The sequence below is a fragment of the Natrialba hulunbeirensis JCM 10989 genome, assembly GCF_000337575.1.
In the GTDB taxonomy this organism is placed as follows: Archaea; Halobacteriota; Halobacteria; order Halobacteriales; family Natrialbaceae; genus Natrialba; species Natrialba hulunbeirensis.
The window spans coordinates 75,614-101,018 of sequence record NZ_AOIM01000038.1; the positions used below are offsets into that span (position 1 = coordinate 75,614).

Sequence of the window (25,405 nt, forward strand, 5' to 3'; positions counted from 1 at the left end):
GGTAGCGGAGTAAAACTTGACGATACGTGTGGGCAGTGAGTCGCTGTAACGCGCCACCAGCAACGAGCGCAGTTGGCGTCGTCAGTCGCTCGGCCCGTAACTCAGTTCTGGTGGCTGGTCGCCATGGCCGAGGCGCATATGCCGCTCGTGGTAGATGTGGACGACCGCTGTCAGCGTCACGACGACGGAGATGAGGCCCATCCAGGTCAGATTCGACAGCATGGTCAGCGGATAGATCTCGAGCCAGAGCGCTGCGACCAGCGCAGAACTGATCGCCCCAAGCGAGAGGTACAGTTCCCGCCAGGCGAACTCGCGACCGGGCACGATCTCGAGATAGACGCTGATATCTCGCGTTCGGTCGGTCGCGCGGATCACACCTCGATCGGAGTCGAAATGGAGAATGCCGACTTCGTCCATCTTCGGCAGGTGCGTCTGCTGGAGCGTCGTATAGACGCGCTTTCGTTGCGCTGGCGTGACCCCCTCGAGTGTCGTCTCGTACTCCCAGGCAGCCAGTTGCTGGGCGAGGTCACCGAGTTCGACCGGACGGCCGTCCTGTTTGAGAAAGTGGAGCACGTAGCGACGACGCTGGTTGCGGAGGACTTCGAACACTTCGCCCTTCGAGAGCGGTTCCGGCTCTGGGACGGCCGTTGTCTCCTCGGAGGCGTCCGTCTTGCTGGCTGTCTCAGTCGCACCCACTGCGTCCGCATCGCTGGCTGTGTTGGCTCCGTTGGTTCCTGTTGTCGACTGCGGTTCGATACTATCGTTTCGTTGTTTCTGGGCCACTCCGGGTCACCTCGATCCCCGTCCATTGCCGAATCAAATCGGTGGTACTAATGGGTTAGTTCGATGGGATGAACGCCACCTATATAACTCTCCTGACCCGCTCTGAAATAATCAGGTGGCTAACTAGTCCGAGCGGATGGCAGCGATCGACGTTGCGATTTCACCGGCGAGCCCGGATTTGGACCCCGAAAACTGTGCGACGTCTGTAGCGTGGACGAGCAACGCTCGTGTCTCATCGCTTCCCATCACGCTTGCATCGTTCGCAACGACGAACGCGAGGTCCGCCCGAGCCTGCATCTCTCTGGCCTTGGTGATCAGCTGTTCGTCCTCGCCCGACGTTTCGGTCTTGAAGCCAACGATCGGCAGATCGGGATGTGCGTCACGAATCTCGTCGATCAGTTTCGGCGTGGACTCGAGTGCGAGCGTCAACTCCTGGCCCGAGCGAATCTTCTCATCGCTGGTCTCGACGGTGTAGTCGCTGATCGCGGCGGCCGAGACAAGCGCGTCTGCCTCGGCACAGGCTTCCTGGGTCGCGGCGAGCATCTCCTTGGCGCTCTCGACTGCCTGAACGTCAGCGTAGGGGACGTTCGGTCCGTCGTGGACCAGCGTGACGTCCGCGCCCCGAACGTAACAGGCAGCGGCGACTGCACGCCCCATCTTCCCCGACGAACGGCTCGTCAGGATTCGAACCGGGTCGATCGACTCGCTCGTCGCGCCGCTCGTGACGACGACGTGCTCGCCGGAGAGGGGGCGCTCGCCTGCCGCGCGGGCCACGTCGCAGACGATCGCCTCCTCGCTCGCGATTTTCGCCTTCCCCTCCTCGATCCGCGGGTCGACGAAGTCGACGCCCCACTCGGAGACCGTGTCGATGGCCTCCAGTACGCCGGGGTGGTCGTACATCGGTTCGTGCATCGCCGGGGCGATGACGACGGGTGTGTCGGCACCGAGCGCAGTCGTCGCACACGTCGTCACCGGCGTGTCGTCGACCGCGCCGGCGATCTTGCCGACCGTGTTGGCCGTCGCCGGCGCGATCAGGAACACGTCGGCCCAGCCGTCGTAGCCACAGAGGTCGACGTGCTCGACGCTGCCCGTGATCTCCGTAACGACGTCGTTGTCGGTGGCGAACTCCACGGCCCAGGGGTGGATGATTCCCTGGGCACTGCCGGTCATCACGCCGCGAACGGTGGCACCGCGTCGTCGCAACTCGTGGGCCAGCTCGACCGTCTTCACGGCCGCGATCGACCCCGTCACCCCAAGTGCGACGTTGACTCCCTCGAGCATTCGTCTGGTCTTCTCACGGGAGTGTGTTAAGCGTAGCGAGGCATTGCCACCAGTGTGGCATCTCATCCGTTGGGTTGTCCACAGTTCCAGCGGCGTCTCTCGGCGTATCCTGTAGTGACTGAACCGGATCCGACACCATTCGGTCATGACCGCCAACCGGATCCTCCAGAATTCGTGTCAGTGTAGCTAAGTCTATCTCCGCTCGACGCGTGAGTTCTTTTGAGGACTGATGGAGACACATAGTAACTCACCAGAACCAACCAGTACCGACAGTGAACCGGATGCCATGGCGAAAGCCAGGTCCTGGACCGGGATGGTCCGCACTGGCCTCTTCTCCCTCTCACTCGTCCTGGCTGCAGTGATGACCGCCCTCTTTCTCCCCGACTTACTCGCACTGCTCGTGATGGGCTGGACCGCCGAAGCCGGAGCGGAACTCGGCATTCACCGACTGCACGTGATGGGGATCGCCGCGGTTGTGGGCGTGTTCCTGCTCGGACTCTTCTCGCAGGCGTTTCGCCCACTCGAGCGCATCGCGTCGATGTGGGGTGCGTTCGTGAGCATCCTCGTCGTCAGCATCGGCACCGTCGCGTTCGGCGTCGGTCGCCCCGAAGAGGTGCTCCCGTTCTTGCTGGTCACGACCATCGCGCTCGTGACCCACCCGGCAGGACGGAGTCTGTTCCGCCGCGGGGACTCGTACAGCCCGGTGTTGCTCGCACTGGTCGCCGTCGCCGCGATTCCGATCCTCGCGTTCGTCGGGACGAAACTGAGTCTGACGACGAATATGTCCGATCCACACGCCGCCGACGGCCACTACGTGATGATGACTGGCCTCGCACTCGCCCCGCTCGCGTACGGTGTCTTCGCCGCACTCGGCTTCACCGGCTGGCGGCTTGCCTCGTGGCTCGCCGCGCTCCCGATGGCGTACTACGGCCTGCTGTCGCTCTCGTTCCCTGCACAGGTGGGTGCAACGAGCACGACGTGGAGCGTCCTGGCCATCCTCTGGGCAGTCGCTTTCGTCGTGACTGCTGAGTATTCGCGTACAGGTACGTCCGCGCTGTTCCGGCGCGATAGCAGAACGAAGCGAGCGAGCATCTAGCCCACAGCGGGCCCTCTTTTTCCGTCCGTTCTGTCCGCTCCGTGTTTTGCCAGGACCTGGCCCGATAGCCAGTCACTCTCGCTCGACGCTCGGATGCATCGTCGGCCGCTCGTCGAGCGGGTCGGCGAACGCCTCAAGCATCGTTTCACGGGCTCGCTCGTCGCGTGCGCGCCGTTCCTCGTCGTCGATCTCCTCACAACCGGGTGGTACTTCGCGGTCTCGTCCAGTGAAGTACCCCTCCGGGACGACCCAGTCGTGGTAGAAATTGACGTCGGAGTCGTGGATAACCGCGAGCCCGACCTTTGCGCCGTGGCCGGCCGCAACGATCGTCTGGTGTGGCTCACCGGCGAGTCGCCCCGCGGCGTAGACGCCGTCGACCGCCGTTCGGCCGGCGTCGTCGACCGCGACGAAGTGCTTGCTCCCGCGCTGGGTTCGGCCCACGTCGAGGGGAACGAGATAGTCGCTGTCGGACCACGAGGCCGCGACGATGCGTCGCGCTTCGATCGGTTCGCCGCCGTCCGTCTCGAGTACGAACCCCGCGTCGGGATCGGTCTCGTCTCGCAGGTCGGCGCTCGTCACGAGTCCGAGTTCGAACGTTGCGCCGGCGTTCCGCGCCTGCTCGCGGGCCAGTTGCAGGTACCGGCGGGCGTCGACGCCGTCCGGGAAACCGGGGTAGTTCTCGAGGCTCGCGTTTCGGGCGAGGATGGATTCGCCACCATCGATGACGAGCGTATCCATTCCTGCGCGTGCGGTGAAGATCGATGCGGCGAGGCCGGCGACGCCGCCGCCAATGATACAGACGTCTCGCATATCCCTGCGTTCGGAGGCCCCCGTATAGAAGTTGTTCGTCGCCTGCCGGGTGGACTCGAGGCCGGACCTGATAGGAATCCTTACAGTGAAACCGCTCATACCCCTCGCCGTGGACAGAATTCTCCTCAGTACCGTCGCGTACCGCCCGCCCGAGGAGGTCTTTCCGTACGTGCGGTCCTTTACCGACTACCCTCGCTACACGGAACACCTGACCGACGTTCGCAAGCACGGTAACGGCGGCGTCGGCACAGTGTACGACCTGCGACTCTCGTGGTGGAAACTCAGCTACACCGCCCGCTCGAAGGTGACTGGTATCGAGGCTCCTGAGTCACTCGAGTGGCACCTGCAGAACCATCTCGATGCGCGCGGGGAGTGGCGGGTCGAGGCGGAGCCGTCGGCCGCGCCGCCGGGTGAGGAGACGGCGAGCCGGATCTACTTCGAGGCGGTGTACGATCCGCATTCGGCGGATCCGAGCGCGATTTCACTGCCGCGGTTCGTCTCGCTCGACTGGGTGATCGGGAAGGTCAAACCGCGGTTACTCGACGAGGCCAAGGACGTTGTCAGGCGGCTGGTGGCGGATATCGAGGGCGAGCCGCGAGAGGTGGAGTTGACGATTCACGAGTTGCCGTGAGAGCGGTGTTTGCCGTTTACTGTTTGCTGTTTACTGTTTTCCCTTGACGTTTCCTGTTTGCTGTTTTTCCCTTGATGTTTGACGCTTTTCGATGATCATTTGGTGTTCACTGTTTGGTATGTGTGCATCTGAGTGGTTGTGTAATCGCGTGGTTGTGTGGTTGCATCTCTACTACCCAGGGACTCCAGGTCCGCCGTACGCACTGGCCAGCCTTGCCAGTCGCCAGCGATCGCCCGTCGACTGATCTGCCTTCCCCACCCCCATCTGCTGGCCGCTCTTTATTGGCCCTCGTTCCCGTACTACAGCCAGGTGAGTAACGGATGCGAATTATCGTGGTCGGTGCCGGCGAAGTCGGGTCGAACATCGCGAGCAACCTCGACGACGACCACGAGGTTGTCGTCATCGATACGGACGAAGAACGCGTCGACGCGATTACCTACGAGTGCGATGTCATGGCACTCGAGGGCGACGGCACCTCGGGCGTGGTACTCGAGGAGGCCGGCATCGAAGACGCGGATCTCGTTATCGCGAGTACGGACAGCGACGAGACGAACATCGTCGTCTGCGGCGCGGCCAAAACCGTCGACGATCCGTTCACCATCGCACGGGTGAAAAAGACCGATCTGCTGCGGACCTGGGAGCGAACGGAGGAGGCCTTCGGCGTCGACGTGATGGTCTGTACGGATCTCTTTACGGCCGAGACGATCGTCGATATCGTCAACCTGCCGGGCGCGCGCGACGTCGACAGCTTCGCGAACGGACTCGTTCGAATGGCCGAGTTCGGTATCGACGCGGACAGTCCGATCGTCGGCGAGACTGTCTCCGAGGCCGACCGCTTCGAGGCGCTGACGTTCGCGGCACTCATCCGCGAGGACGAGGTCGTCATCCCGAGCGGTGAAACGGTCATCGAAGACGGCGATGCGCTGGTCGTTATCGGCTCCGTCGAGAGCACTCGAGAGTTCGCCGGCGAACTGACACCGCTCCTGACGGTCGAGCAGGCAAGCGAGGTCGTCATCATCGGGGGCAGCGAGATCGGCTACCAGACGGCTCGACTGTTCGAGGAAAACGGACTCGAGCCGCGACTCGTCGAGCGGAACGCGCGCCGCGCACGCGAACTGGCAGAACGGCTCCCGGGAACGCTCGTCCTCCAGAGCGACGCGACGGATATCGACTTTCTCGTGCGCGAGCACGTCGCCGACGCGGACATCGTCATCGCCGCACTCGAGAGCGACGAGAAGAATCTGCTCGTCTCCCTGCTCGCAAAGCGGATCGGTGTCGAGCGCACGCTCGGCGTCGTCGAGTACGGAGAGTACGTGGATCTCTTCGAAACAGTCGGAATGGATGTTGCGATCAACCCGCGGCTGGTGACGGCCGAAGAGATTACGCGCTTCACCCGCGAGCAGCGAACCGAGAACCTCGCAATGTTGGACCACGATCGGGCCGAAGTCCTCGAAATCGAAGTTGGCGAGGACAGCATCCTTCTCGAGTCACCGCTGCATGACGTGATGGCCGACCTTCCGGACGGTGTCGTCGTCGGTGCGATCACGCGCGACGGCGAGTTGATCACTCCGCGCGGCGAGACGGTACTCGAGCGCGGGGATCACGTGGTGATCTTCGTCGAGACGACGGTGTTGGATGCGGTGTCGTCGGTGTTGTGAGTTGTGAGGGTGCAGGTGAGAGCGAGAGATCTGGATCTGAACAGCAAAACGAACGTAACGAGACGAGCGAGAGCACGAACAGCGTGAAAGACGAAGAGAGATACTGTGACACCACACGCTCTTCCACGCACGTATTAGCGGCTGATTTCGGGCTCAAACACGCTGTTTCTTTCGTGAGACTGTTCGACCTGCCGTGATAGACCCGTGCCTGGGGCTGAGAGCGACATCCGATCGGAGAGCCGGTGATGGCGCTGGACAGACGATAGTGACCCTTTGAGTGAATCGACGACTGTCGGGAGCGAGACAGTGTCGACCTACGGCCCTGTAACGGTCTCGCGCGCTTTTTGAACCCCTTCCTGAAGCGAGAGTGGAGACGATATGAGCGACAATCACAGTACCGATGACGAGCGGCGACCAGCGGAGAATCGAACAGGGAACGAGGGCACTGAGCGGACTGGACGAAGCGAACGGGCGGACCGGACGAACCGAACAGGGAACTGGCGACACTCTCGTCGCCGCTTCCTCCAGACTGCAGCGGTAACCGGCGCGGCCGCCGGTATCAGCGCCGTCGGTGCCGCGGAAGATCAGGACGAGTCGGCTGACGACGGGGAGGACACGGACGAGGCACACGACTGGAGTCAGATCGAACTCGGCGGCTTCAGCGATGCCTGGCTCGGCCAGTCACCCGAGGAGATCGAAGACGTCGAGAATCCGACGCTGTATCTCGAGGAGGGAGAATCCTACGAGGTCACCTGGGAGAACCTCGATGATGTCGAACACAACTTCGTCATCATCAACGAGGAGGGCGAGCACCTCCTCGAGACGGATCTCATGGGCGAGGCCGGCGAGACCCAGACCGTCGAATTCGAGGCGGAGTCCGAGATGGCGGAGTACTACTGCGGCCCCCACCCCCAGACGATGCGTGGGGACATCTCGTTCGAGGAGGCGGACGACCCAGAGCCCGACGAGGAGATGGAACGGTACTTCCCCGAAGGGCCGACCGTCGGCGTCGACCCCGTCGCGACGGGACTCGGAACGCCAACGGACTTCGAGGATCCGCCGGGAACCGACTATCAACTGGTCGCTGAACAGACCGGCCAAATCTACGCGATCGGCGACGACGGCATCGAGGACGAGCCCTGGCTCGACATCACCGACCGACTGGCCGCCGTCGCCGAAGACTTCTACGGCGACGACTACGCCGACCCCGACCAGGACTACGACGAGCGCGGACTGGTCGGACTCGAGTGCCATCCCGACTACGAGGAGAACGGCCGATTCGTGCTCAACTACAGCGCGCCGCCGGTCGACGTGATGCCCGAGAGCTGGTCACACGTCCAGGTCATCTCGGAGTTCGAAGTCGACGACGACGGCGAGCCGGATCCGGACTCCGAGCGCCGGCTCATGGAGTTCTACATGCCGCAGTACAACCACAACTCCGGACCGATGGCGTTCGGGCCGGACGGCTATCTCCTCGTGCCGATGGGTGACGGCGGCGGTGCTGACGACCGTTTGGAAGGCCACGTCGAGGACTGGTACGACGAGAACGAGGGTGGCAACGGACAGGACACCACCCAGAGCCTGCTCGGCGGCGTCCTGCGGATCGATATCGACGGCGAGCCGACCGAACACCCCGCTCGCGGGTCACTCATCCACCTGGATCTCGACGAGGGCGACGTCGACGAACCGGACGACGACGCCGGCTACGCTATCCCGGACAACAACCCGTTCTCCGACGGCGAGGAATTAGCGGGCGAGGGACTCGAGGAGTACTACGCCTGGGGGCTGCGCAACCCGTTCGGCATCACGGTCAGCGAGGACGATCAGATCATCGTCGCCGACCCCGGACAGGTGCTGTACGAGCCGGCCTACCAGATCGAGAAGGCCGGCAACTACGGCTGGAACGTCCGCGAGGGCTCACACTGCTTCAGCACGGAAACGCCCGCGACCCCGCCGGAGGAGTGTCCACTCGAGACGCCCGAGGACGTCCGCGGCGGTGAGCCGTTGATCGATCCGGTCGTCGAGTATCCGCAGGTGTACGAGGGGACTCCTGTCGGTATCGTCATCGTCGGCGGGCACACGTACGAAGCCGACGCGATCGACGAACTGGACGGAGCCTACATCTTCGGCGACTGGACGGCTGATCAGGGCCGTGTCCAGCCGCGTGGCCGTGTCTTCGCTGCACATCCGGAGGACGTTCCCGAGGTCTCCGAGGAGCGCGATGAGTTCGGTAGCCGTCCGCGCGAGGACCTCTGGGAGATGGAAGAAGTGCTCTTCGGCGAGAACGGCGGGACGCTCAACCACTTCGTTCGCCAGTTCGGTCGCGGTGAGGACGGCGAGGTGTACGTGCTTGCGAACCGTGAAGGAGTCCCGGAGGGTGACACCGGTGTCGTCCTCGAACTCGTTCCCGAAGACGAGGGCGTTCCGCTCGACGAGGTAACGGATGCTGGAGAGGCAGACGAGGAACCGGAAGAAGAGGAACCAGAGAACGACGTTGCAGACGAGGATGAGGAGCAGCCCGAAAACGACGTTGCAGACGAAGACGCAGAAGACGGCGCAGACGAGGACAGCGAAACCGGCACCTAATCGTCGCGCCGAATTCCCACGCTCAGTTTACAGCGTGTAGTCGTGCTCGCCGTCCTCACTCGCGAGGAACGCCTCGAGCAGATCGATCGTCGACGCCACGTCCTCGACGTGGGCCGTCTCCGTCACCGTATGGAGATACCGCGTCGGAATCGAAATCGCACCCACCGGCTTCGCACCCGCCGTATTCTGGAAGCCAGCCGTGTCGGTGCCACCTGCAGGAAGGATCTCGAGTTGGGACTCGATCTCTTCCTCGTCGGCGACCGACTGCAGTCGACGGTGGACCTTCGGATTCGTGATGACACTCGAGTCCTTGAGTTTGATCGCGGTCCCCGCACCGAGTTCGGTGACGTGCTCGCCGTCGTCGAAGCCGGGCACGTCGTTCGCGACGGTCACGTCGAGAGCGATGGCGAGGTCGGGGTCGACGTCGACGCCGAGCGCGTTCGCGCCGCGCAGACCGACTTCCTCCTGAACGGTCGCACAGAAGTGGATCGTTGCGTCCGGGTTCTCGAGCCGACGGGCGGCTTCGAGCATTGCGAACAGGCAGATGCGGTCGTCGAGCGCCTTGCCGGTGACCGTTTCACCGACGAGTTCGGTCGACTGGTCCATCGTCACGAGGTCGCCGGGCGAGACGCGCTCGTCGGCGTCCTCGTAGGGAAGGCCGAGGTCGACGTACGTGTCTTCGACGTCCGGCGTCTTCTTGCGGTCTTCCTCATCCAGCGTGTGTGGCGGCGGCGAACCGATGACGCCCGACAGGTCGCCGTCGTCGGTGTGGATCGTGACACGCTGGGCCTTGAGCACGCGGGCGTCCCAGCCGCCGAGCGGGTCGAGTTCGACGAAGCCGTACTCGCCTTCCTTTCCGCGGACGTGACGGACCATGAAGCCGATTTCATCCATGTGAGCGGCGACGGCGACCGAGTAGTCCGAGTCGCCCTCGAGGGTGCCGACGACGTTCCCCATCGCGTCGGTCCGGACCTCGTCGACGCTGGACTCGAGTTCCTCGACGACCAGATCGCGGACGCGGTCCTCGTACCCAGGAACACCGCTGGTTTCAGTGAGTTCTGTCAGAAGTTCGACATCGAACGGGACGGTATCGTCAGCGAGAGACATAGTCGCACGTCGGTACGAGACGGTTATAAACGCGTGGAAAGGCGTCTGGCACACCGTTTGTGTCGGTTATTACCTCACGTATCAGACACCAGTGTTCGTCTCGCGTCCAGTTTCAGTGCAACCGCGGAGTATTAACGGGACGACGCAGTACGAATGCGTATGAGTGGCGTACGCGTCGCCGGAACGGGGTTGACACCGTTCGGAAACGCCCCCGAACGGACGAGCAGAGACCTCTTCGCCGAAGCGACACAGACCGCGTTCGAAGAGAGCGGCGTTCCACGAGCGGACGTCGAAGCAGTGTTCTACGGAAACTTCATGGGCGAACTGGCAGAACACCAGGGCCATCAGGGGCCGCTGATGGCCGAAGCCGCTGGCGTCCAGGCACCAGCGACGCGGTACGAATCGGCCTGCGCCTCGAGCGGGATGGCGATCCGCGACGCCGTCATGCGCGTCCGAAACGGCGAACACGACGTCGTGCTCGTCGGTGGCGCAGAGCGGATGACGAACCTCGGCACCGCCGGCGCGACGGAAGCGCTCGCCATCGCCGCCGACGACCTCTGGGAAGTGCGAGCCGGGATGACCTTCCCCGGCGCGTACGCGCTGATGGCCCAGGCGTACTTCGACGAGTTCGGCGGCGGCCGCGAGGACTTAGCGAACGTCGCGGTCAAGAACCACGATAATGCCCTGACCAACGAGAAAGCCCAGTACCAGACGGCCATCTCCGTCGAGGAGGCGCTCGACGCGCCGACCGTCTCGAGTCCCCTCGGGCTCTACGACTCGTGTCCGCTCTCGGACGGCGCGGCGGCGCTCGTCATCACGAGCGAGGAGTACGCCGACGAACACGACCTCGACGCGCCGGTCGCGATCACCGGCACCGGGCAGGGCGGCGACCGGATGGCGCTGCACGACCGCAACCACCTCGCGCGCTCGCCCGCCGCCCGCGACGCCGGTGCAGAGGCGTACGCGGACGCCGGCGTCGACGCCAGCGACGTGGATCTCGCCGAGGTCCACGACTGCTTTACGATCGCCGAAGTGCTCGCCATCGAGGCGCTCGACCTCGCCCAGATCGGCGAGGGAATCTCGGCCGCCCGCGACGGGCGGACGACCGCCGACGGCGATGTCCCGATCAACCTCTCGGGCGGCCTCAAGGCGAAGGGCCACCCGGTCGGCGCGACCGGCGCGTCACAGATCGCCGAGGTCACGAAGCTACTGGCGGGGACGCATCCGAACAGCGAGCACGTCGCCGACGCGACGACCGGTCTCGCCCACAACGCGGGTGGAACGGTCGCCAGTGCGACGGTTCACGTACTGGAGGTGATGGAGTAATGAGCAACACAGACACAGACACCGTCCGCGACGCCGGCTTCGACGACTGGCTCGACGCCGCCGAAGACGGCGAGGCGTACTACCTCGAGTGTCCCGAGGGCCACACCTCGCTGCCACCACGCCGGCTCTGTCCGGAATGTGGCTCGTCGGACCTCTCCGAACAGTCGCTTCCCGACACCGGCGAAATCGCGACGTTCACCGTCACGCACGTTCCGACACCCGCATTCGAGGACGACGCACCCTATGCGACCGCCATCGTCGACTTCGGCCCAGTTCGCGTTACCGGACAGATCGTCGACCGAGATCCCGACGACGTCGAGACCGGTCAGACGGTTGCACTCGAGATCACCCGCTCGGAGACGACGGACGAGCGCGTCATCGGCTTTACGTCGGTCTGATTCGAAGACTCGGTTCGAGTCGTCCCCAGTACCGACGGCGATTCAGCCACACCGGCCCGAGACGGTGCGTACGAAGGCAGACGACTTTTTCCTGCAGCCCTCGCTAACACGGTCGTTCACATGGCCAATCTCCACGAGCAGACCCAGGACCACATTGACCCTCTCGACCTCCGATTCGACGCCGACGAACTCGAGGCGCAGGTCGATCACCTCACCCAGTTCGTTCGCAACCGTGTCGACGCCGCAGACGCTGACGGGGCCGAAATCGCCCTCTCCGGTGGTATCGACAGCACGACGATGGCGTACCTTGCCGTCGAGGCACTCGGTGCCGACAACGTCCACGCGATCACGCTCCCGAAGGCAGTCAACGAAGACGCGAACATGAGCGACGCCGAGCGGGTCGCAGAGGAGCTCGGTGTCGAGTACGACGTGATCGAGATCGACCCGATCATGGACCAGGTACTCGCGCTCGCCGACGCCGAAAACCAGAACAAATCGGAAGATCGGTGGGAAGGTCGGTACGTGGGCAACACGAGCGCTCGCGTGCGGATGACGATCACGTACCTGATCGCCAACCGCGAGAACCGCGTCGTGCTCGGGACCGGCAACCGCGCCGAACTCGCGACGGGGTACGTGACGAAGTACGGCGACGGCGGTGTCGACTGCAATCCGCTTGGGAATCTCTACAAACAACAGGTGCGACAGGTCGCGGCTCACCTCGGGGCCTCCGAGGAGGTCGTCCAGAAGACGCCAACCGGCGGCATGGTCGACTACGAGAGCGACGAGGAGGAACTCGGCCTCGATTACGACACGCTGGATGCGGTGCTCGCGCTCTCGGTCGACGGCAACCTGCCGAAGTCGGTCGTCGCCAGACTTACCGACACGACGGTCGAGGACGTCGCACACGTCGAAACGATGCACGAGAAGAGCGAACACAAACGGACGCCGCCGGCTGTTCCACAGCCACTCTTTTAGGGAGGGACCTGGCTACCTGTCGCCCATATCGAGATCCGCATCGTCAGCCCCGCCCTCGAGTAGCTCCGCCGTGAGATACGCGACGAACTCGTCGGGATGTTCGGCGTGGGGCAACTGCGTCGCGTAATCGATGGCGACCAGATCGAGATCTGCCGCTTCGGCCAGGTCCCGGCCGTCGCGCAGCGGGACGAGTTCGGCATCGCGGCCCCAGATGAGCGTCGTCGGCACGTCGAGTGCGGCGAGTTCGGTCGCGAGGTCGAACTCGTCGACGGTGTGATCGGCGTCGTGCTCCTCTCCGGACGCGTCGCCCTCAGCGCCGGCTCCTGGATCGAGCATCCCCGCCGCAAACGACGCCGGCGCATACCGCGCACCCGGTTGGTGGGCGCTGCGCCAGGCGTACTCGATCTCGGAGTCGTCGATCCGGTCGGGGTCGTAGTAGCCGTCTCGGTCGTAGAAGTACCGGATCGAGGGCTTGCTCGCGAGCAGGTTGAACAGCGTCGTCCCGACGACGGGGGCGCGGAGCAGGCGCTGGACCCAGGGTCGCGTCGCGCCGGTGTCGTCGGTCGGGCAGATCAGGACGAGTTCCGAGATGTCCGCCTCGTCGGCGGCCTGGACGGCGAACGAGCCGGTGAGCGAGGAGGCGACGACGATCGGTTCGTCGGTGACGTCGTCCGCAAAGTCGCGGATACACTCAGCGTAGAGCGTCGGCGAGTAGACCAGTGGCGGCCGGTCCGTGCGGCCGAAGCCGGGGAGGTCGACGGCGTAGACGTGGTAGTCCTCCGCGAGCCGTTCGAAGATGGCTGCGAACTCGTGGCTGCTCGCGCCGGCGTGGAGGCCGTGACAGAGCAGCATATCGGGGTCGTTGGGGTCACCGGCGACGGTGTAGGCGATTTCGATGCCACGCCAGCGGTGGGTCCGTTCGACGCCAGTAAGAGGGTTCTCGAGGTCGCCAGCGCGGCGTGTAAGGAGGCGGTTGCCGACGATGGCCGCGCCGACGGTTCCGAGGGCGGTACCGAGGACTGTTCGGGCTTTCATACGAGAGGGGTACGGTGGGAACGCTCTTAGAACTGGGGTTGTCTCGCACTAGGATCACTATTACGGTTGTTTCTGATAACTATTAAGGGAGACTGATATGAATTCTAATAAAATGAGGCGCTGGACTGGTACCCACTGCCGGGAATCCACGACCGTCAACGTGGTGAGTCGGTAGATGGGACGGAAGCGGACACGCAAACGAGCATCGAAGTCGACCGACACTGACGAGTCGTCAGAATCACAGACGAAGCGTCGCTCTTCGAGTTCGACTCGATCGAAGAAAGGCGGCCCACTGACCGGAACCGCGGTAGTCGATCAGAGTCTTGGCGACGATATCAACGCCCTGACCGGCCAACCTGAAGGATTCGACGCGATGGCCGGGTCGAACACACCGGACTTCGAGCCGCTACTTACCGGTGCCGACGCACAGATTCAGCGTGCACTCGAGGGCACCGACACGACACAGGACGAGGTTCCCGATACTGTCCTCGACGTCCTAGGCGAGGGTGGTCGCCTTCTTGAGCAGCCAATTCAGCGTGCACTCGAGGAGCGCATGGACGCGGACTTCTCGAATGTCCGTGTTCATACTGGTGCGAAAGCCGCCGAAGCGGCCGACGCGATCGACGCGAAAGCGTTCACCTGTGGGAACGATATCGTGTTCAATTCGGGCGAGTACGATACCGAGAGTCCGAAAGGTCAGCATCTGTTGGCCCACGAGCTGGCGCACGTCAACCAACAGAACGGCGGTGCACCCATCTCGATGATGCCCAAGGAGGGCGCTGATCTCGAGATTGATCCAGATCCACAGTTAGAGCGCGAGGCCGACAAAGAAGCCCAACGAGTGATGAAGGGAGCTGAACTCGGGCTTGAGAGTCTCGCCGATACCAATGTCCACGTACAACGGACTCCAAAATCGGTTAAATCCCTCAAGGAACTCTCGGAATTATTCGATGTTCAAGAGTATATCGACGACGACACTGAACTCGTCGGTGACGATGGCACTATCGATTCCGCAGCAGGACGAACAGTGACCGAAAATATGCGAAAGCAGATCGACGGGTTACCAGAACGAGACAATACGAACCCACCGTATTCCATCAAGCAAAACGTCACATTTGCTATCCTCCGTTTGAATGAATCGACGTTGACAGTAGCCGTTGCGAGCGGAAAACGCCGATCAAACGAGGACGAAGAGCAGAATCCGTTATTACCGGGGCCCTACAAAAACGAACGCCACTACGACCATCGCAGCAATGACAATAGTATGAACCCTGCCGCAATGTGGTGTACCGAACCCAAACTCCTCGAACACGTGGCTCAAGAGTATGATCCTGAAACAACCGAAGGAGAAATCCTCCTCTTTACTGAACGTCCTCCCTGTGATGCGGGTTGTGAGAAACTCATCGAGCTATTCGAGTCCGAATATCCTGGTGTCAACGTGAACGTGAGTTATGATCCAGATATGGAGGGTAACTAAGATGTCAGAAGGGACAAACGAAGTCGGTGAACGAGCGCTGGAATTGCTGGTCGAGTACGGCTATGGACCGAAAACAGAAATTGAAGGCTGTACTGAGGAGGAAATCGCACACCTGGAAGATGAATTCGGCGTTGAACTCCCAGCGGCGTACAAATCTTGTATGCGATACATCGGAAACGGAACCAATGGATTTCTTCGAGGGAGTGAATTCACTTATCCCGCCCCGAAGTATCAGCGGGAATTCGCCGAAGACTGCATCAATCGGTGGGACGAACTCGACTTCTCACTCGAGGAAACCGATTTCGTCTTTCGTGGTCTACAGGGGTCTTCTTTCTGGTTTTTCAACACCGAAGAAGGGGAAAATCCACCGGTTTATCTCTACATGGAGGATACGAAACCAGAACTAGTTGCCGATACGTTCTCCGAGTGGTTGTTTAGCGAAATCAAAGCCAAAGGGGAGAAGCACAACTGACGTCGTCCGTTGACCGGAGTGCTATAACGCTCTACCACGACTCGACGGAGAGAAATCGTGCGCGCAACCCAGCGGTGATGATCTGCACATAACTATCTGGGACACAGACGTTGGTTGTAGCCGCGTCTTCCTGACGTACTCTCGAGAGCAGCGACACTATACGGACCGATTCGTCCGCCCCAACGAATGAATCGGAACCACACGGAAGCGAAGTCCACCAAGTCCGAACAATCGATGCGAGACCTCTCCCTACGAACCAACATCGTCTTCCACTTTACGCCCGGCAGTGGTCACACTCAATCGGATGCGCGATGCATCCATCCAGCGTCTTTACCGCTCGAGCACGAGACAACATAGGAAGCTACAGTTTCAGAGCAGGCTACTACGAGTCGAACTCCGCCTGCACAGCCTCGATATCCGCCTCCGAGAGGCAGTCCGCAACCGGCGTCAGCACGTCATTCGCGATCGCGTACGGATCGGTCTCGCCCGTCCGAACCGCCTCGGCTAACTCGTCGACGCCGCCGGCGGACTCGAGTTCATCCTCGAGCAGGGCGTTGACGTCTTCGCGAAGGAGGGTCCGGATCTCCTCGGCGTAGCGCTGGCGGACTTTTTCGGCGTGGGTGCCGGAGTCGACGAGGAACGACTTGTGGGCGGCGAGTTCGTCGATGAAGGTGTCGACGCCGGTGCCTTTTGTGGCGACGGTTTCGACGATAGGGGGCATCCAATCGTCGAGGTCGTTGGCGTCGTCTGGGGAGCCGTTGTCGTTGTCGCTGTCGCTGCCGTTGTTGCCATCGCTGCTCGCTCCCGTACCGGCCATTGCATCTGCGCCGTGGTGGCCAGCCCCGCCGAAGCCAACGTCCGCTCCGATATGAAGCATCTCTTGAAGCTCCTGGACAGTCCGGTCCGCGCCGTCACGGTCGGCCTTGTTCACCACGAACACGTCCGCGATTTCGAGAATGCCGGCCTTCAGCGTCTGGACGGAGTCGCCCGACCCCGGCGGGACGAGCACGGCGACGGTGTCCGCCGTGCGGACGATGTCGACTTCGTTCTGGCCTGCGCCGACGGTCTCGATGATGATCTTATCCTTGCCGAAGGCGTCCATCGCCTTGACCGCGTCCGCCGTCGCCGTCGAGAGCCCGCCGAGCGTGCCGCGTGCGCTCATCGACCGGACGAAGACGTCCATATCACCGATCGTCGAGGCCATCCGAATACGGTCTCCGAGGACGGCCCCGCCCGTGAAGGGAGAGGAGGGGTCGATCGCGATGATGCCGACCGTCTCGCCGCGCTCGCGGTAGGTTTCGGCGAGTTTGTCGACCAGCGTCGACTTGCCCGCGCCGGGGCTGCCGGTGATCCCGATCACGTCGGCGTTACCCGTGTGCGCGTAGAGTTCGGATACCAGATCGCGATAGCCTGGCGCACGGTTTTCGATCTTCGAGATGATTCGGGCGAGCGCGCGGTGGTGCCCCTCGAGGAGGGCGTCCAGGAGGTCCTGATCGTCGGCGTTCATCGCTCGGGTGCGTTCTCGCGGACGAACTCGATGGTCTCTTCGATCGAGGTGCCGGGGCCGAAAATGGCGGCGACGCCCTCTTCTTTGAGTTCCGGCCGGTCTTCCTCGGGGATGACGCCGCCGACGAGGACGAGGGTGTCCTCGCGTGCGCCGTACTCCTCGAGTCCGTCCATGATCTTCGGAACGAGGGTGTCGTGTGCGCCCGAGAGGATCGAAATGCCGAGAACGTCGACGTCCTCCTGGACTGCAGCCTGGACGATCTCGTCGGGGGCCTTGTGCAGCCCCGAGTAGATGACCTCGAAGCCGGCGTCGCGGAACGCCCGCGAGATGACGTGTGCGCCGCGGTCGTGGCCGTCAAGGCCCACTTTGGCGACGAGACAGCGGATCGACCGTCCCTCGCCTTGACCGTGCGATTGTGGCTGTGACTGCGACTCCTCGTCCTGTTCGCTGCTCATACCCGTCCCTTCCGTGGCCGCATGTTTGACTTTAACGGAAGTTTCTGGAGGTTGTGTGATCGTCGTGAGTTTGACTCGTGGCAAAAAATAGTCGTCAGGTTTCGGTCGCTGTGCGACTGCGGACTCAGGCGGGAGCAGCGCCCGGCTGATTCGCGTTCGGTCCAGCGACGTCGGCCACGTCGTGTGCGATACTGGCGTCACCGTCGCCAGCAGCCTCGATCGTGATCGTCGTCGACTCGACCTCGTCAGCCGAGATACCGTGTTCGTACTCGCCCGGCCCATCGTCTGCCGGGATTTCGTAGGTGAACTCGATCGTCGCCGACTCGCCGCCCTCGAGTGTGACCGTTTCGGCCAGTTCGGGCTGGGTGTCGATGACGTCGGGTCCGAAGTCGGTGCCCGGCGGGAAGTAGAACACCGTTCGGGTGTCTTCCTGCTCGCCGGTGTTGGTGACTGTCGCGTTGACGGTGATCTCCTCGCCCTGCTCGGCGCTGTCGGGTGCTGCGAGGCCGTCGACCTCGAAGTAGGTGCCGAGCGTGAGGTTCGCGGTCGTCGTCTCGCCGGTTTCGACCTCGACGAACTCGATGTTCGAGTCATCGNCGTCGACCTCGAAGTAGGTGCCGAGCGTGAGGTTCGCGGTCGTCGTCTCGCCGGTTTCGACCTCGACGAACTCGATGTTCGAGTCATCGTAGCCGTCGGCGACCGCGCGGAGTGCGGTCGTTCCGGGCGTGACGTCTTCAATCTCGTAGGTGCCGTCTTCGGCGGTCGTCACGTTGAACGCGCCGTCGTCGGCGTCGACGACGTTGGCGTCAGCGATCGGGACGCCGGCAGCGTTCGTGACGGTNTCTTCGGCGGTCGTCACGTTGAACGCGCCGTCGTCGGCGTCGACGACGTTGGCGTCAGCGATCGGGACGCCGGCAGCGTTCGTGACGGTCCCTTCGATCGAGCCGGCGGTGCGATCGACGACGAAGTCGACGCCGTCGACGTGTTCGCCGGGTGCGACGGTAACGATTTCGTCGATCTCGTAGCCCGGTGGCGTGTCGACGACGTTGACGACGTACGTCCCTGCCGAGACGCCGTCGAGTTCGTACGAGCCGTTCTCGTCGGTCATCGCCTCGTGCACATCGCCGTCGTCGTTCTCGGCGACGATGGTTGCGTTCTCGACTGGTGCGTCGTCGTCACTTGCCGTCACGTCGCCGCTAATCGTTCCTGCAGCCTGCTCCAGGGAAACGTTGACCGTGACGGTCTCGTTCTCGGGAACGGTGACGGAGTCAGTGTGGCTCGCGTAGCCCTCGGCGTCGACCGTGAGGGCGTGCTCGCCAGCGGGGACATCCGCGAGACCGTACTTGCCGTCGGCGTCGGTCACGTTCGTGTACGTTTCGTTGTCGGCCTCGAGGTCGATACTGGCGTTTGCGATCGGTTCGCCAGTGGCGTCGTCAGAGACAGTTCCCTTGACGTTCCAGTTCGTCTCGTCACCGGTGATCGTAACCGGGGCGAAGTCCTGTTCGTCCTCGCTGGCGACGATGTGGCTCGCGTCACCCGCTTCGGTGTCCTCCGGTACGACGTCGGAGAACGTCAGGTCCTCGCTCTCGCCCGGTTCGAGGTGGACGACGGACGAGCTGTCAGCGGTCGCCGCGTCGGCCGTCACGCTTCCCGTCGTAGCGAACTCGACCGTGTTTGCGAGCAGCAAGTTCGCTTCCTCGGTGAAGTCCTCTTCGTCGGTGAAGAAGTCACGTGCAGTCGCCGTGAGCAGCAGTTCGCTGCCGTCGTCGCTGACGGCAACCGACGGGCCAGCGTAGCCGTCGCCGAAGTCGGCGTCAGCGAGCGTGGTGCCGCTGTAGTCGTCGAACCAGCTTCCCCAGGTCGTGGTCCCGGTGAACATCTCGACCTCGTCGCCGGCGTCACCGACACCCGTGAAGATTGGGTGTGACTGCTCGATATCGATCGTTACCGGCTCGTCAGACGTGCCGATTCCCTCGGAGTCGCGTTCCGCGGGATCCTCACGGACGTTGTTGAGCCGGTAGATGCCGTCTGCGTAGGTTTGTGCGGAGCCACCCTGATGGGAGTCGAGGTAGACCGCACTCTGGGCGCTCTCGAGTTCGTCGAGGAAGTCCTCGGCGAGTGCGTCGCTGCCGAGTCGCTGGACGACGAACGTGTCGTAGTCGTCCATCACGTCGAGCAGGTCGTCTGCGACGACGACGTCGACGTCGTAGGTGTCGTCGTTGAGTCGCTCGTCGAGCACGCTGGCGACGGCGTCGCCCTGGCTCGTGTCGTCTGCGACGTCGACGACGGCAACGTCGCCGCCGCCGTCACCGAGTTCGTAGGCGACCGTCTGTTCGTCCGGCGCGTCGCCGGTGTTCTCGACGGTCGCGTTGACGCTGTAGGCGTCGCCCGGTGCGAGTTCCTCGGGTGCGTCGGTGATGTCGACGCTGAAGAACGGCTCGAGGATGTCGATTTCGGTCGTCGCCTCGTCATCCTCGGTGAAGACACCGTGGTCGTAGGTTCCTTCCGTGACGTTCTCCGTGTCGACGTCGAAGGAAATCGTCGCGTCCTCGTCAGCCTCGAGCGTGACGTTCTGTGCGTGCAGTGCATCGTCGAGGTCGTCGAAGCGATATTCGACGGTCTGGGTGTCGTCGACGTTCCCCGTGTTCGCGACATCCGCGCTGACGGTAATCTCGTCACCGCGGTCGGCTTCATCGGGTGCGTCGAGGTTCGAGAGCTCGAAGTTCGAGGCGAGGACGGTGAACGCGTCGCTCGCGTCGTCGTCTTCGGTTTCGACGGTAACGGTGTGGTCACCGCCGTCGAGGTCGCTCGCGTCGAGTTCGAACGTGATCGTCGTCTCTGCTGGGTGGTCAATCGGGTCGTCGACGCCGGGTGCGGCCATGTCGACGACCTCGGTTGCGGCTGGGTCGTCAGCGTCGTTCAGGTAAAGGGCGACCTCCTCGACTGCACCCTCTTCACCGAGATTCTCGAGATCGACGGTGACCTCGAACGTCTCGTCGTCGTCGACTTCGTCGGGCACGTCGAGTCCCGTGATGGCGATTTCACCTTCCTCGAGCATGCCCTGTACCTTCTGCTGGAGCAGGCTCAGATCGTCCGTCGTGACCTCGCCGTCGCGGTCCATGTCCGCGAGATCCTCGGCGAACGGCTCAGGATCCATATCCTGGAGGTACTGCTGAGTCAGCTGGACGTCCTGGACCGTTACAGCCTCGTCCTGGTCAACGTCACCGAGTTCGTACTCGAGTGCGCCCGCGGCAACCTCGTCGACAGCAGCGTANGTCCTGGACCGTTACAGCCTCGTCCTGGTCAACGTCACCGAGTTCGTACTCGAGTGCGCCCGCGGCAACCTCGTCGACAGCAGCGTAGGCGTCGACAATGCCGTGGCCGTAGCGAACGTCTTTCTCGTCGGGTTCGCCGTCAGGCTTCCAGGCGGTCTCCTCGAGTGTCTCCTCGATTTCCTCCTGCGTGAGGTCGTCGTTGGCCGAGAGCATGAGGGCGATGACGCCGGAGACGTGTGGTGCGGCCATCGAGGTGCCGTCGAGGTAGTCGTACTCGTCGTCTGGCATCGCGCTCAGGACTTCCTCGCCGGGTGCGGCGACGTCTGGTTTGACCCACTCGTCGGGCCACTCTGGGTCAGGGTTGTCCCAGTTGTTGGCGGCGATGGTGTTACCGCTGGAGAAGTCGGTGATATCGCCGTCAGCGTTCGAGGCACCGATGCTGAACGAGTCGTAGGTGTTTGCCGGCGAGCCGACACAGCCCTCGCCGGAGTTACCCGAGGANTCGCCGTCAGCGTTCGAGGCACCGATGCTGAACGAGTCGTAGGTGTTTGCCGGCGAGCCGACACAGCCCTCGCCGGAGTTACCCGAGGAGGTGACTGCGACGACGTCCATGTCGTTGGCGTTCTGGATCGCTGGGATCCAGGCGTCCTCGTACACTGGACCGAAGAGGCCACAGCCGGCACCGAAGCTCATGCTGACCACGTCGGAGTCCATCTCTTCGACGACGTACTCGAAGCCAGCGATAGTGTCGGAGTCAGCACCCGAGCCGTCCGGCAGCACGAGGCCGTGCTGCAGGTCGACGTTCGGCGCGACACCGTAGGCCGGCGTGTCGTCGTCAGCCGGTGCNGCACCCGAGCCGTCCGGCAGCACGAGGCCGTGCTGCAGGTCGACGTTCGGCGCGACACCGTAGGCCGGCGTGTCGTCGTCAGCCGGTGCAGCTGCACCGACCGTGCCACCGACGTGCGTGCCGTGATAGTGCGTGTCGTATGGCTCGGAGCCCTCGACTGGGTCACCGTCCGCGTCGATCTCGACCCAGCCACCTGGATAGGTTGGATCGTCTGCATCCTCGGTGTAGAGGTCCAGATCCTGGTGNACTGGGTCACCGTCCGCGTCGATCTCGACCCAGCCACCTGGATAGGTTGGATCGTCTGCATCCTCGGTGTAGAGGTCCAGATCCTGGTGATCGATATCGAAGCCAGTGTCGAGCACTGCGACCTTCACGTCCTCACCCTGAGCGTTGAAGTCAGCCCAGGTCTCGGAGGCGTTGATCTGGTCGAGACCGTAGGTGTAGTCGTCTTCGTCAGGTTCGACGGCTGGCTCGACGGATGGCTCCGGTTCCGGCACNGGTCTCGGAGGCGTTGATCTGGTCGAGACCGTAGGTGTAGTCGTCTTCGTCAGGTTCGACGGCTGGCTCGACGGATGGCTCCGGTTCCGGCACTTCGTAGTCGGGTCGGAGCTCGACCGACTGGACGCCCTCGATCGAGGCGAGTTCGGCCGTGTCGACTGCCGACGCGTCGACTTCGGCGCGAACCGCGTTCGTGATCCAGTAGTCGTTGATCACCTCGACGTTCGCCATCGTGTCGAGGGACGCCGTGACGGATGCCTGCGACGTCTCGGCGTGCTCCTGAAGTTGGGCGATCGCCCGGTCGCGATCGTCACTCAGATCGCCCTCGTACTGATCGAGGACAATATACACTTGCTCGGTTCCGGTCGCCTCCTCGAGTTCGGGGTCGACCGTTGCCGGTGTCTCATCGTCGACTGTTTGTGTGTCGATTCCGTCTGCTGCGGCCGCACTGCCTGCCAGGCCGGTGCCTGCGATCGCAACGAGCGAAAGCACCATGAGGGCCGTAAGCAGGATGGCCGTCCATTGTTCGCGTGTGTCTGTCATTTGGGAGTTGTCTTTGATTATGTTCATTTCACCACGCACACAGCGTGTGTAGCACCATTCCACCGGATCACATACGATATCTAGTATTTCATATCTCGTGAATACATAAGAATCCAATAACAAACATGGTAATATAATTATTGGATATTCCTAGTTACTATTTACTATGGAAATATCAGTCGTCGTAACTGCTGTGACTGCGGACGGCGGAGAGTAGCCGCGGCTCGGCATCCCTCCGCACGGATCGCTATCGCGATCTATCGATGATCGTTCCGAGGGGCGACGGTCACCGGTACAGAACTACAATTGACCGCTCAGTTCAGGACGGATGACGCGGGGGGGAGAGGGAGATCCAACGAAGACGAGACAGAGTCAGTAGTGTCGGTATCGGACACGAGTACAGTGGACAGGCACTGTTCGGTCACACACTCATCTGCGAATGTGTCTCTCTCCCGAACCAAAGGCTAAAGAGCGAAACGACCGAACATTCTGTCAATGACTATCGTTCGTCTCTTGCGGAGGGATCTCTCGTGGGCGTCGAAATAAAAGAGCGCAGGGTTACCGACGCGGAGTTCGAGGAGATGAAGCAGTTCGTCTTCGAGTACCTCGCAGCCAGCGTCGAGAAAGAAGAGGAAGGCGGTCGGATGCGCTGGTACCCGTGGCACTCCGCCGAGTACCGGCACAACCACATCCTCAACGTGGTCGAACTCGCGACCGAAATCGCCCAGAAAGAGGGTGCAGACGTCGACGTCACCCGTGTCGCCGCCCTCTTTCACGACGTGGCGAAACTCGAGACCGACCAGGAACTCCACGCCGAAGCCGGTGCCCGCGTCGCCCGTGAATACCTCGAATCGCGCGGTGAGTACCCCGAATCGTTCATCCAGCAGGTGTGTCGCGCCGTCGAACAGCACTCCTATCAGGGCGACCTGAGCGACGTGGCACTCGAGACGCAGTGTCTGATCGAGGCCGATCTGCTCGACAAGGTCGGTGCGAACGGCACGGCCCTGATGTTGTTGCGGATGGGCTACGAGGCCCGAACACACATGGACTCGGACGAGATGGTCGAACGGGTCCTCGAGCGCGGCTACAACGCGGCCTCGCGTGTCGAGAGCGAGACCGCCGAGGGTATCGCCCACCAGCGACTGAAGCGCGTGAAGTGGTTCAGCGAGTGGCTCGAAGACGAAATCGCCGGGATGGGCGACTGAGTTCACAGCGCACGACGACTGCAGCCCCGATTTCGCTGCTTCACCCGTGACACTGCCGGAGGCTCTCGTAACGCCCCCAGACCGGTTAGTTTTATACAATGTGTCCTGTAGTATAGTACAGTCGATGCACAGGCGCGCTGTACTTACGACAGCAGTAAGCGGGCTGGGAGTGCTGGGTGCAGGATGTAGTGCACAGACGGCGGACACCGAACCCGTGGTCCTCGATTCCGTCGCTGTCCGGAACCTCGATAGCCAGCAGCACACGGTCGAGGTCGACGTGCGTCGGGACGGCGATCCGTTCGTCGCAGAGACGGTTTCCGTTGCGGGGCGAACAGATGAGACGCCTGGTAGGGAGACGGTTGCCGCCGTCGTCGACGGAACCGATGGCGAGCCTGCAGCCTACACACTCCGAACACGGTTCGCCGACGAGCAGGAGTGGATGACGACCTCGGTGACGAACCGACTGGACACCGACTGCACGAGCGCCGAAGTACGAATCACCGAGTCCGGTGCCCTCGGAACCTGGATGGGATCGATCACTGACTGTTGAGTGGTGAGTGTTGCGTGGTGACTGTTGGGCTAGCACCGTTCGGCTCGCATCACAGGGCGGTGTCTGCCGGTCAGACGAAACTCATCGCCCCGATGCCGAGGAAGAGCGCCCCGAAGCCCGCCAGTACGACCGCGCTGAGCGCTGCGATCGTCGGCGCGAGGGCGTCGACTCGACGACCCGCCGCGACCAGTCCGGCGGGGTAGGCGACGATCCAGACCGCGATGCCGCCGAAGAAGCCGAGCAAGAGTGCGGGCGAGCCGGTCTGGACGACGAGCGTTCCCGCGAGGACGGAGTCGAGTGCGGGGACGTGGGCGAAGATATCGAGGCTGCCGGGCTGGAGGAGGCCGACGCCGACGGTGAGCCAGAAGCCGAGCTGGTAGGGGTTGGTCAGCGAGAGGACGAACGTTTTCCGGAAGCCCTTGGCGGTGGTTGTGCCGCCGTCGGTGAACGAGGTTGCGGCTCTGGCTTCCTCGATCGCGCCGACGGCGAAGTAGCACATGAGGACGCCACCGACGAGGTAGAGTGCGGGTCTGATGGCGGGGTACTGGTCGATGACGGTGACGACGCCAGCGAGCACGAGGACGAAGAAGAGCACGTCGGCGAGCATGGCCCCGAGGCCGGCCCAGAAGCCGGCGGCCCAGCCGCGGACGACGCTCTCCTCGGCGATGATGGCGTTCATCGGCCCCGGCGGGGCGGCGAGGGAGACGCCGAAGACGACGCCCGCCAGGAGCGTTCCTGCGAGAGTGAGCACGTGTAGTCGACTTCTAGTGGGGGTGGAAATGTGAAAAGGACAGCGAACTTGGTAAGGCGGTCGGAGAGAAAATCAGACACCACTGGAAAACGAACATCGTGACTCAAATTCAATAACAGATGTAGTCGCATCTAAAAAG

Annotated in this window: 22 protein-coding genes; 11 read left to right on the forward strand and 11 right to left on the reverse strand. The window is 62.8% G+C overall.

Annotated elements, in window-relative coordinates:
• Positions 1 to 81: 81 nt before the first annotated feature.
• Both C483_RS14935 and coaBC read right to left on the reverse strand, forming a co-directional pair.
• Entirely contained in the window at positions 82 to 783 is a 702-nt protein-coding gene (locus tag C483_RS14935; protein WP_006654199.1) for a DUF7344 domain-containing protein, read from the reverse strand.
• Positions 784 to 906: 123 nt separating this feature from the next.
• Positions 907 to 2,064, reverse strand: coding sequence for a bifunctional phosphopantothenoylcysteine decarboxylase/phosphopantothenate--cysteine ligase CoaBC (gene coaBC, locus C483_RS14940; RefSeq protein ID WP_006654200.1), 1,158 nt, complete (start codon positions 2,062 to 2,064; stop codon positions 907 to 909).
• A gap of 286 nt (positions 2,065 to 2,350) precedes the next feature.
• Here coaBC and C483_RS14945 point away from each other — a divergent pair, with 286 nt between their 5' ends.
• Entirely contained in the window at positions 2,351 to 3,160 is an 810-nt protein-coding gene (locus tag C483_RS14945) for a hypothetical protein (RefSeq protein ID WP_083860444.1), read from the forward strand.
• A 72-nt stretch (positions 3,161 to 3,232) separates the two neighbouring features.
• Here C483_RS14945 and C483_RS14950 read toward each other — a convergent pair whose 3' ends face one another.
• Positions 3,233 to 3,970, reverse strand: a complete 738-nt coding sequence (locus C483_RS14950) for an NAD(P)/FAD-dependent oxidoreductase (RefSeq protein WP_006654202.1) — start codon at positions 3,968 to 3,970, stop codon at positions 3,233 to 3,235.
• Positions 3,971 to 4,079: 109 nt separating this feature from the next.
• Here C483_RS14950 and C483_RS14955 point away from each other — a divergent pair, with 109 nt between their 5' ends.
• From C483_RS14955 to C483_RS14965, 3 genes are all read left to right on the forward strand, one after another.
• The gene (locus C483_RS14955) at positions 4,080 to 4,601 is read left to right on the forward strand and encodes an SRPBCC family protein (RefSeq protein WP_006654203.1); all 522 of its coding nucleotides are present in this window, start codon (positions 4,080 to 4,082) and stop codon (positions 4,599 to 4,601) included.
• A 320-nt stretch (positions 4,602 to 4,921) separates the two neighbouring features.
• Positions 4,922 to 6,259 (forward strand): Trk system potassium transporter TrkA, encoded by a 1,338-nt coding sequence (gene trkA, locus C483_RS14960; RefSeq protein ID WP_006654204.1) that lies wholly within the window; start codon positions 4,922 to 4,924, stop codon positions 6,257 to 6,259.
• 378 nt (positions 6,260 to 6,637) lie between these two features.
• On the forward strand, positions 6,638 to 8,845 hold the full coding sequence (locus tag C483_RS14965; RefSeq protein ID WP_006654205.1) for a PQQ-dependent sugar dehydrogenase: 2,208 nt from the start codon (positions 6,638 to 6,640) through the stop codon (positions 8,843 to 8,845).
• A gap of 27 nt (positions 8,846 to 8,872) precedes the next feature.
• On the opposite strand, the gene C483_RS14970 is transcribed toward C483_RS14965, so the two are convergent.
• On the reverse strand, positions 8,873 to 9,952 hold the full coding sequence (locus tag C483_RS14970) for a M42 family metallopeptidase (RefSeq protein ID WP_006654206.1): 1,080 nt from the start codon (positions 9,950 to 9,952) through the stop codon (positions 8,873 to 8,875).
• Positions 9,953 to 10,111: 159 nt separating this feature from the next.
• Between C483_RS14970 and C483_RS14975 the strand changes: the two genes are divergently transcribed.
• The 3 genes from C483_RS14975 to C483_RS14985 all read left to right on the forward strand — a co-directional run bounded on the left by C483_RS14975 (position 10,112) and on the right by C483_RS14985 (position 12,651).
• A complete protein-coding gene (locus tag C483_RS14975) occupies positions 10,112 to 11,278 on the forward strand; it encodes a thiolase C-terminal domain-containing protein (RefSeq protein WP_006654207.1) in 1,167 nt (388 codons plus the stop codon).
• On the forward strand, positions 11,278 to 11,676 hold the full coding sequence (locus C483_RS14980) for a Zn-ribbon domain-containing OB-fold protein (RefSeq protein WP_006654208.1): 399 nt from the start codon (positions 11,278 to 11,280) through the stop codon (positions 11,674 to 11,676). Before C483_RS14975 ends, C483_RS14980 begins: the two co-directional genes overlap by 1 nt.
• 120 nt (positions 11,677 to 11,796) lie before the next feature.
• Positions 11,797 to 12,651 (forward strand): NAD+ synthase, encoded by an 855-nt coding sequence (locus C483_RS14985; protein ID WP_006654209.1) that lies wholly within the window; start codon positions 11,797 to 11,799, stop codon positions 12,649 to 12,651.
• Between the two features lie 12 nt (positions 12,652 to 12,663).
• On the opposite strand, the gene C483_RS14990 is transcribed toward C483_RS14985, so the two are convergent.
• Positions 12,664 to 13,686, reverse strand: coding sequence for an alpha/beta fold hydrolase (locus C483_RS14990; RefSeq protein ID WP_006654210.1), 1,023 nt, complete (start codon positions 13,684 to 13,686; stop codon positions 12,664 to 12,666).
• 175 nt (positions 13,687 to 13,861) lie between these two features.
• On the opposite strand from C483_RS14990, the gene C483_RS19615 reads away from it, so the two are divergent.
• Positions 13,862 to 15,163 carry an eCIS core domain-containing protein gene (locus C483_RS19615; RefSeq protein ID WP_006654211.1) on the forward strand — a complete coding sequence of 434 codons (1,302 nt, stop codon included), beginning with the start codon at positions 13,862 to 13,864 and terminating at the stop codon, positions 15,161 to 15,163.
• 1 nt (position 15,164) lies between these two features.
• On the forward strand, positions 15,165 to 15,635 hold the full coding sequence (locus C483_RS15000) for an SMI1/KNR4 family protein (protein WP_006654212.1): 471 nt from the start codon (positions 15,165 to 15,167) through the stop codon (positions 15,633 to 15,635).
• Between the two features lie 382 nt (positions 15,636 to 16,017).
• Here the strand turns inward: C483_RS15000 and meaB are convergent, their stop codons facing one another.
• The 5 genes from meaB to C483_RS20630 form a co-directional block, all read right to left on the reverse strand.
• Positions 16,018 to 17,142: a methylmalonyl Co-A mutase-associated GTPase MeaB gene (gene meaB, locus C483_RS15005; RefSeq protein WP_006654213.1), complete on the reverse strand. Its 1,125-nt coding sequence runs from the start codon at positions 17,140 to 17,142 to the stop codon at positions 16,018 to 16,020.
• Complete coding sequence (locus C483_RS15010; RefSeq protein ID WP_006654214.1) at positions 17,139 to 17,597, reverse strand: cobalamin B12-binding domain-containing protein; 459 nt, start codon at positions 17,595 to 17,597, stop codon at positions 17,139 to 17,141. The genes meaB and C483_RS15010 overlap by 4 nt, the downstream gene beginning before the upstream one ends.
• 124 nt (positions 17,598 to 17,721) lie before the next feature.
• On the reverse strand, positions 17,722 to 20,778 hold the full coding sequence (locus C483_RS19620) for a carboxypeptidase regulatory-like domain-containing protein (RefSeq protein WP_241431523.1): 3,057 nt from the start codon (positions 20,776 to 20,778) through the stop codon (positions 17,722 to 17,724).
• A gap of 40 nt (positions 20,779 to 20,818) precedes the next feature.
• Complete coding sequence (locus C483_RS20945) at positions 20,819 to 22,216, reverse strand: S8 family peptidase (protein WP_049912777.1); 1,398 nt, start codon at positions 22,214 to 22,216, stop codon at positions 20,819 to 20,821.
• Complete coding sequence (locus C483_RS20630; protein WP_449289184.1) at positions 22,173 to 22,787, reverse strand: surface glycoprotein; 615 nt, start codon at positions 22,785 to 22,787, stop codon at positions 22,173 to 22,175. The genes C483_RS20945 and C483_RS20630 overlap by 44 nt, the downstream gene beginning before the upstream one ends.
• Before the next feature lie 503 nt (positions 22,788 to 23,290).
• On the opposite strand from C483_RS20630, the gene C483_RS15030 reads away from it, so the two are divergent.
• Both C483_RS15030 and C483_RS20950 read left to right on the forward strand, forming a co-directional pair.
• A complete protein-coding gene (locus C483_RS15030; protein WP_006654215.1) occupies positions 23,291 to 23,965 on the forward strand; it encodes an HD domain-containing protein in 675 nt (224 codons plus the stop codon).
• 124 nt (positions 23,966 to 24,089) lie between these two features.
• Entirely contained in the window at positions 24,090 to 24,515 is a 426-nt protein-coding gene (locus C483_RS20950; RefSeq protein WP_241431522.1) for a hypothetical protein, read from the forward strand.
• Positions 24,516 to 24,585: 70 nt separating this feature from the next.
• On the opposite strand, the gene C483_RS15040 is transcribed toward C483_RS20950, so the two are convergent.
• A complete protein-coding gene (locus C483_RS15040; RefSeq protein WP_006654217.1) occupies positions 24,586 to 25,266 on the reverse strand; it encodes a LysE family translocator in 681 nt (226 codons plus the stop codon).
• Positions 25,267 to 25,405: the final 139 nt, after the last annotated feature.

Coding starts and splice junctions, on each gene's coding strand:
- coaBC (WP_006654200.1), bottom strand. CDS start 2,064: ATGCTCGAGGGAGTCAACGTCGCACTTGGGGTGACGGGGTCGATCGCG.
- C483_RS14945 (WP_083860444.1), top strand. CDS start 2,351: ATGGCGAAAGCCAGGTCCTGGACCGGGATGGTCCGCACTGGCCTCTTC.
- C483_RS14950 (WP_006654202.1), bottom strand. CDS start 3,970: ATGCGAGACGTCTGTATCATTGGCGGCGGCGTCGCCGGCCTCGCCGCA.
- trkA (WP_006654204.1), top strand. CDS start 4,922: ATGCGAATTATCGTGGTCGGTGCCGGCGAAGTCGGGTCGAACATCGCG.
- C483_RS14965 (WP_006654205.1), top strand. CDS start 6,638: ATGAGCGACAATCACAGTACCGATGACGAGCGGCGACCAGCGGAGAAT.
- C483_RS14970 (WP_006654206.1), bottom strand. CDS start 9,952: ATGTCTCTCGCTGACGATACCGTCCCGTTCGATGTCGAACTTCTGACA.
- C483_RS14975 (WP_006654207.1), top strand. CDS start 10,112: ATGAGTGGCGTACGCGTCGCCGGAACGGGGTTGACACCGTTCGGAAAC.
- C483_RS14980 (WP_006654208.1), top strand. CDS start 11,278: ATGAGCAACACAGACACAGACACCGTCCGCGACGCCGGCTTCGACGAC.
- C483_RS14985 (WP_006654209.1), top strand. CDS start 11,797: ATGGCCAATCTCCACGAGCAGACCCAGGACCACATTGACCCTCTCGAC.
- C483_RS14990 (WP_006654210.1), bottom strand. CDS start 13,686: ATGAAAGCCCGAACAGTCCTCGGTACCGCCCTCGGAACCGTCGGCGCG.
- C483_RS19615 (WP_006654211.1), top strand. CDS start 13,862: ATGGGACGGAAGCGGACACGCAAACGAGCATCGAAGTCGACCGACACT.
- C483_RS15000 (WP_006654212.1), top strand. CDS start 15,165: ATGTCAGAAGGGACAAACGAAGTCGGTGAACGAGCGCTGGAATTGCTG.
- meaB (WP_006654213.1), bottom strand. CDS start 17,142: ATGAACGCCGACGATCAGGACCTCCTGGACGCCCTCCTCGAGGGGCAC.
- C483_RS15010 (WP_006654214.1), bottom strand. CDS start 17,597: ATGAGCAGCGAACAGGACGAGGAGTCGCAGTCACAGCCACAATCGCAC.
- C483_RS20950 (WP_241431522.1), top strand. CDS start 24,090: ATGCACAGGCGCGCTGTACTTACGACAGCAGTAAGCGGGCTGGGAGTG.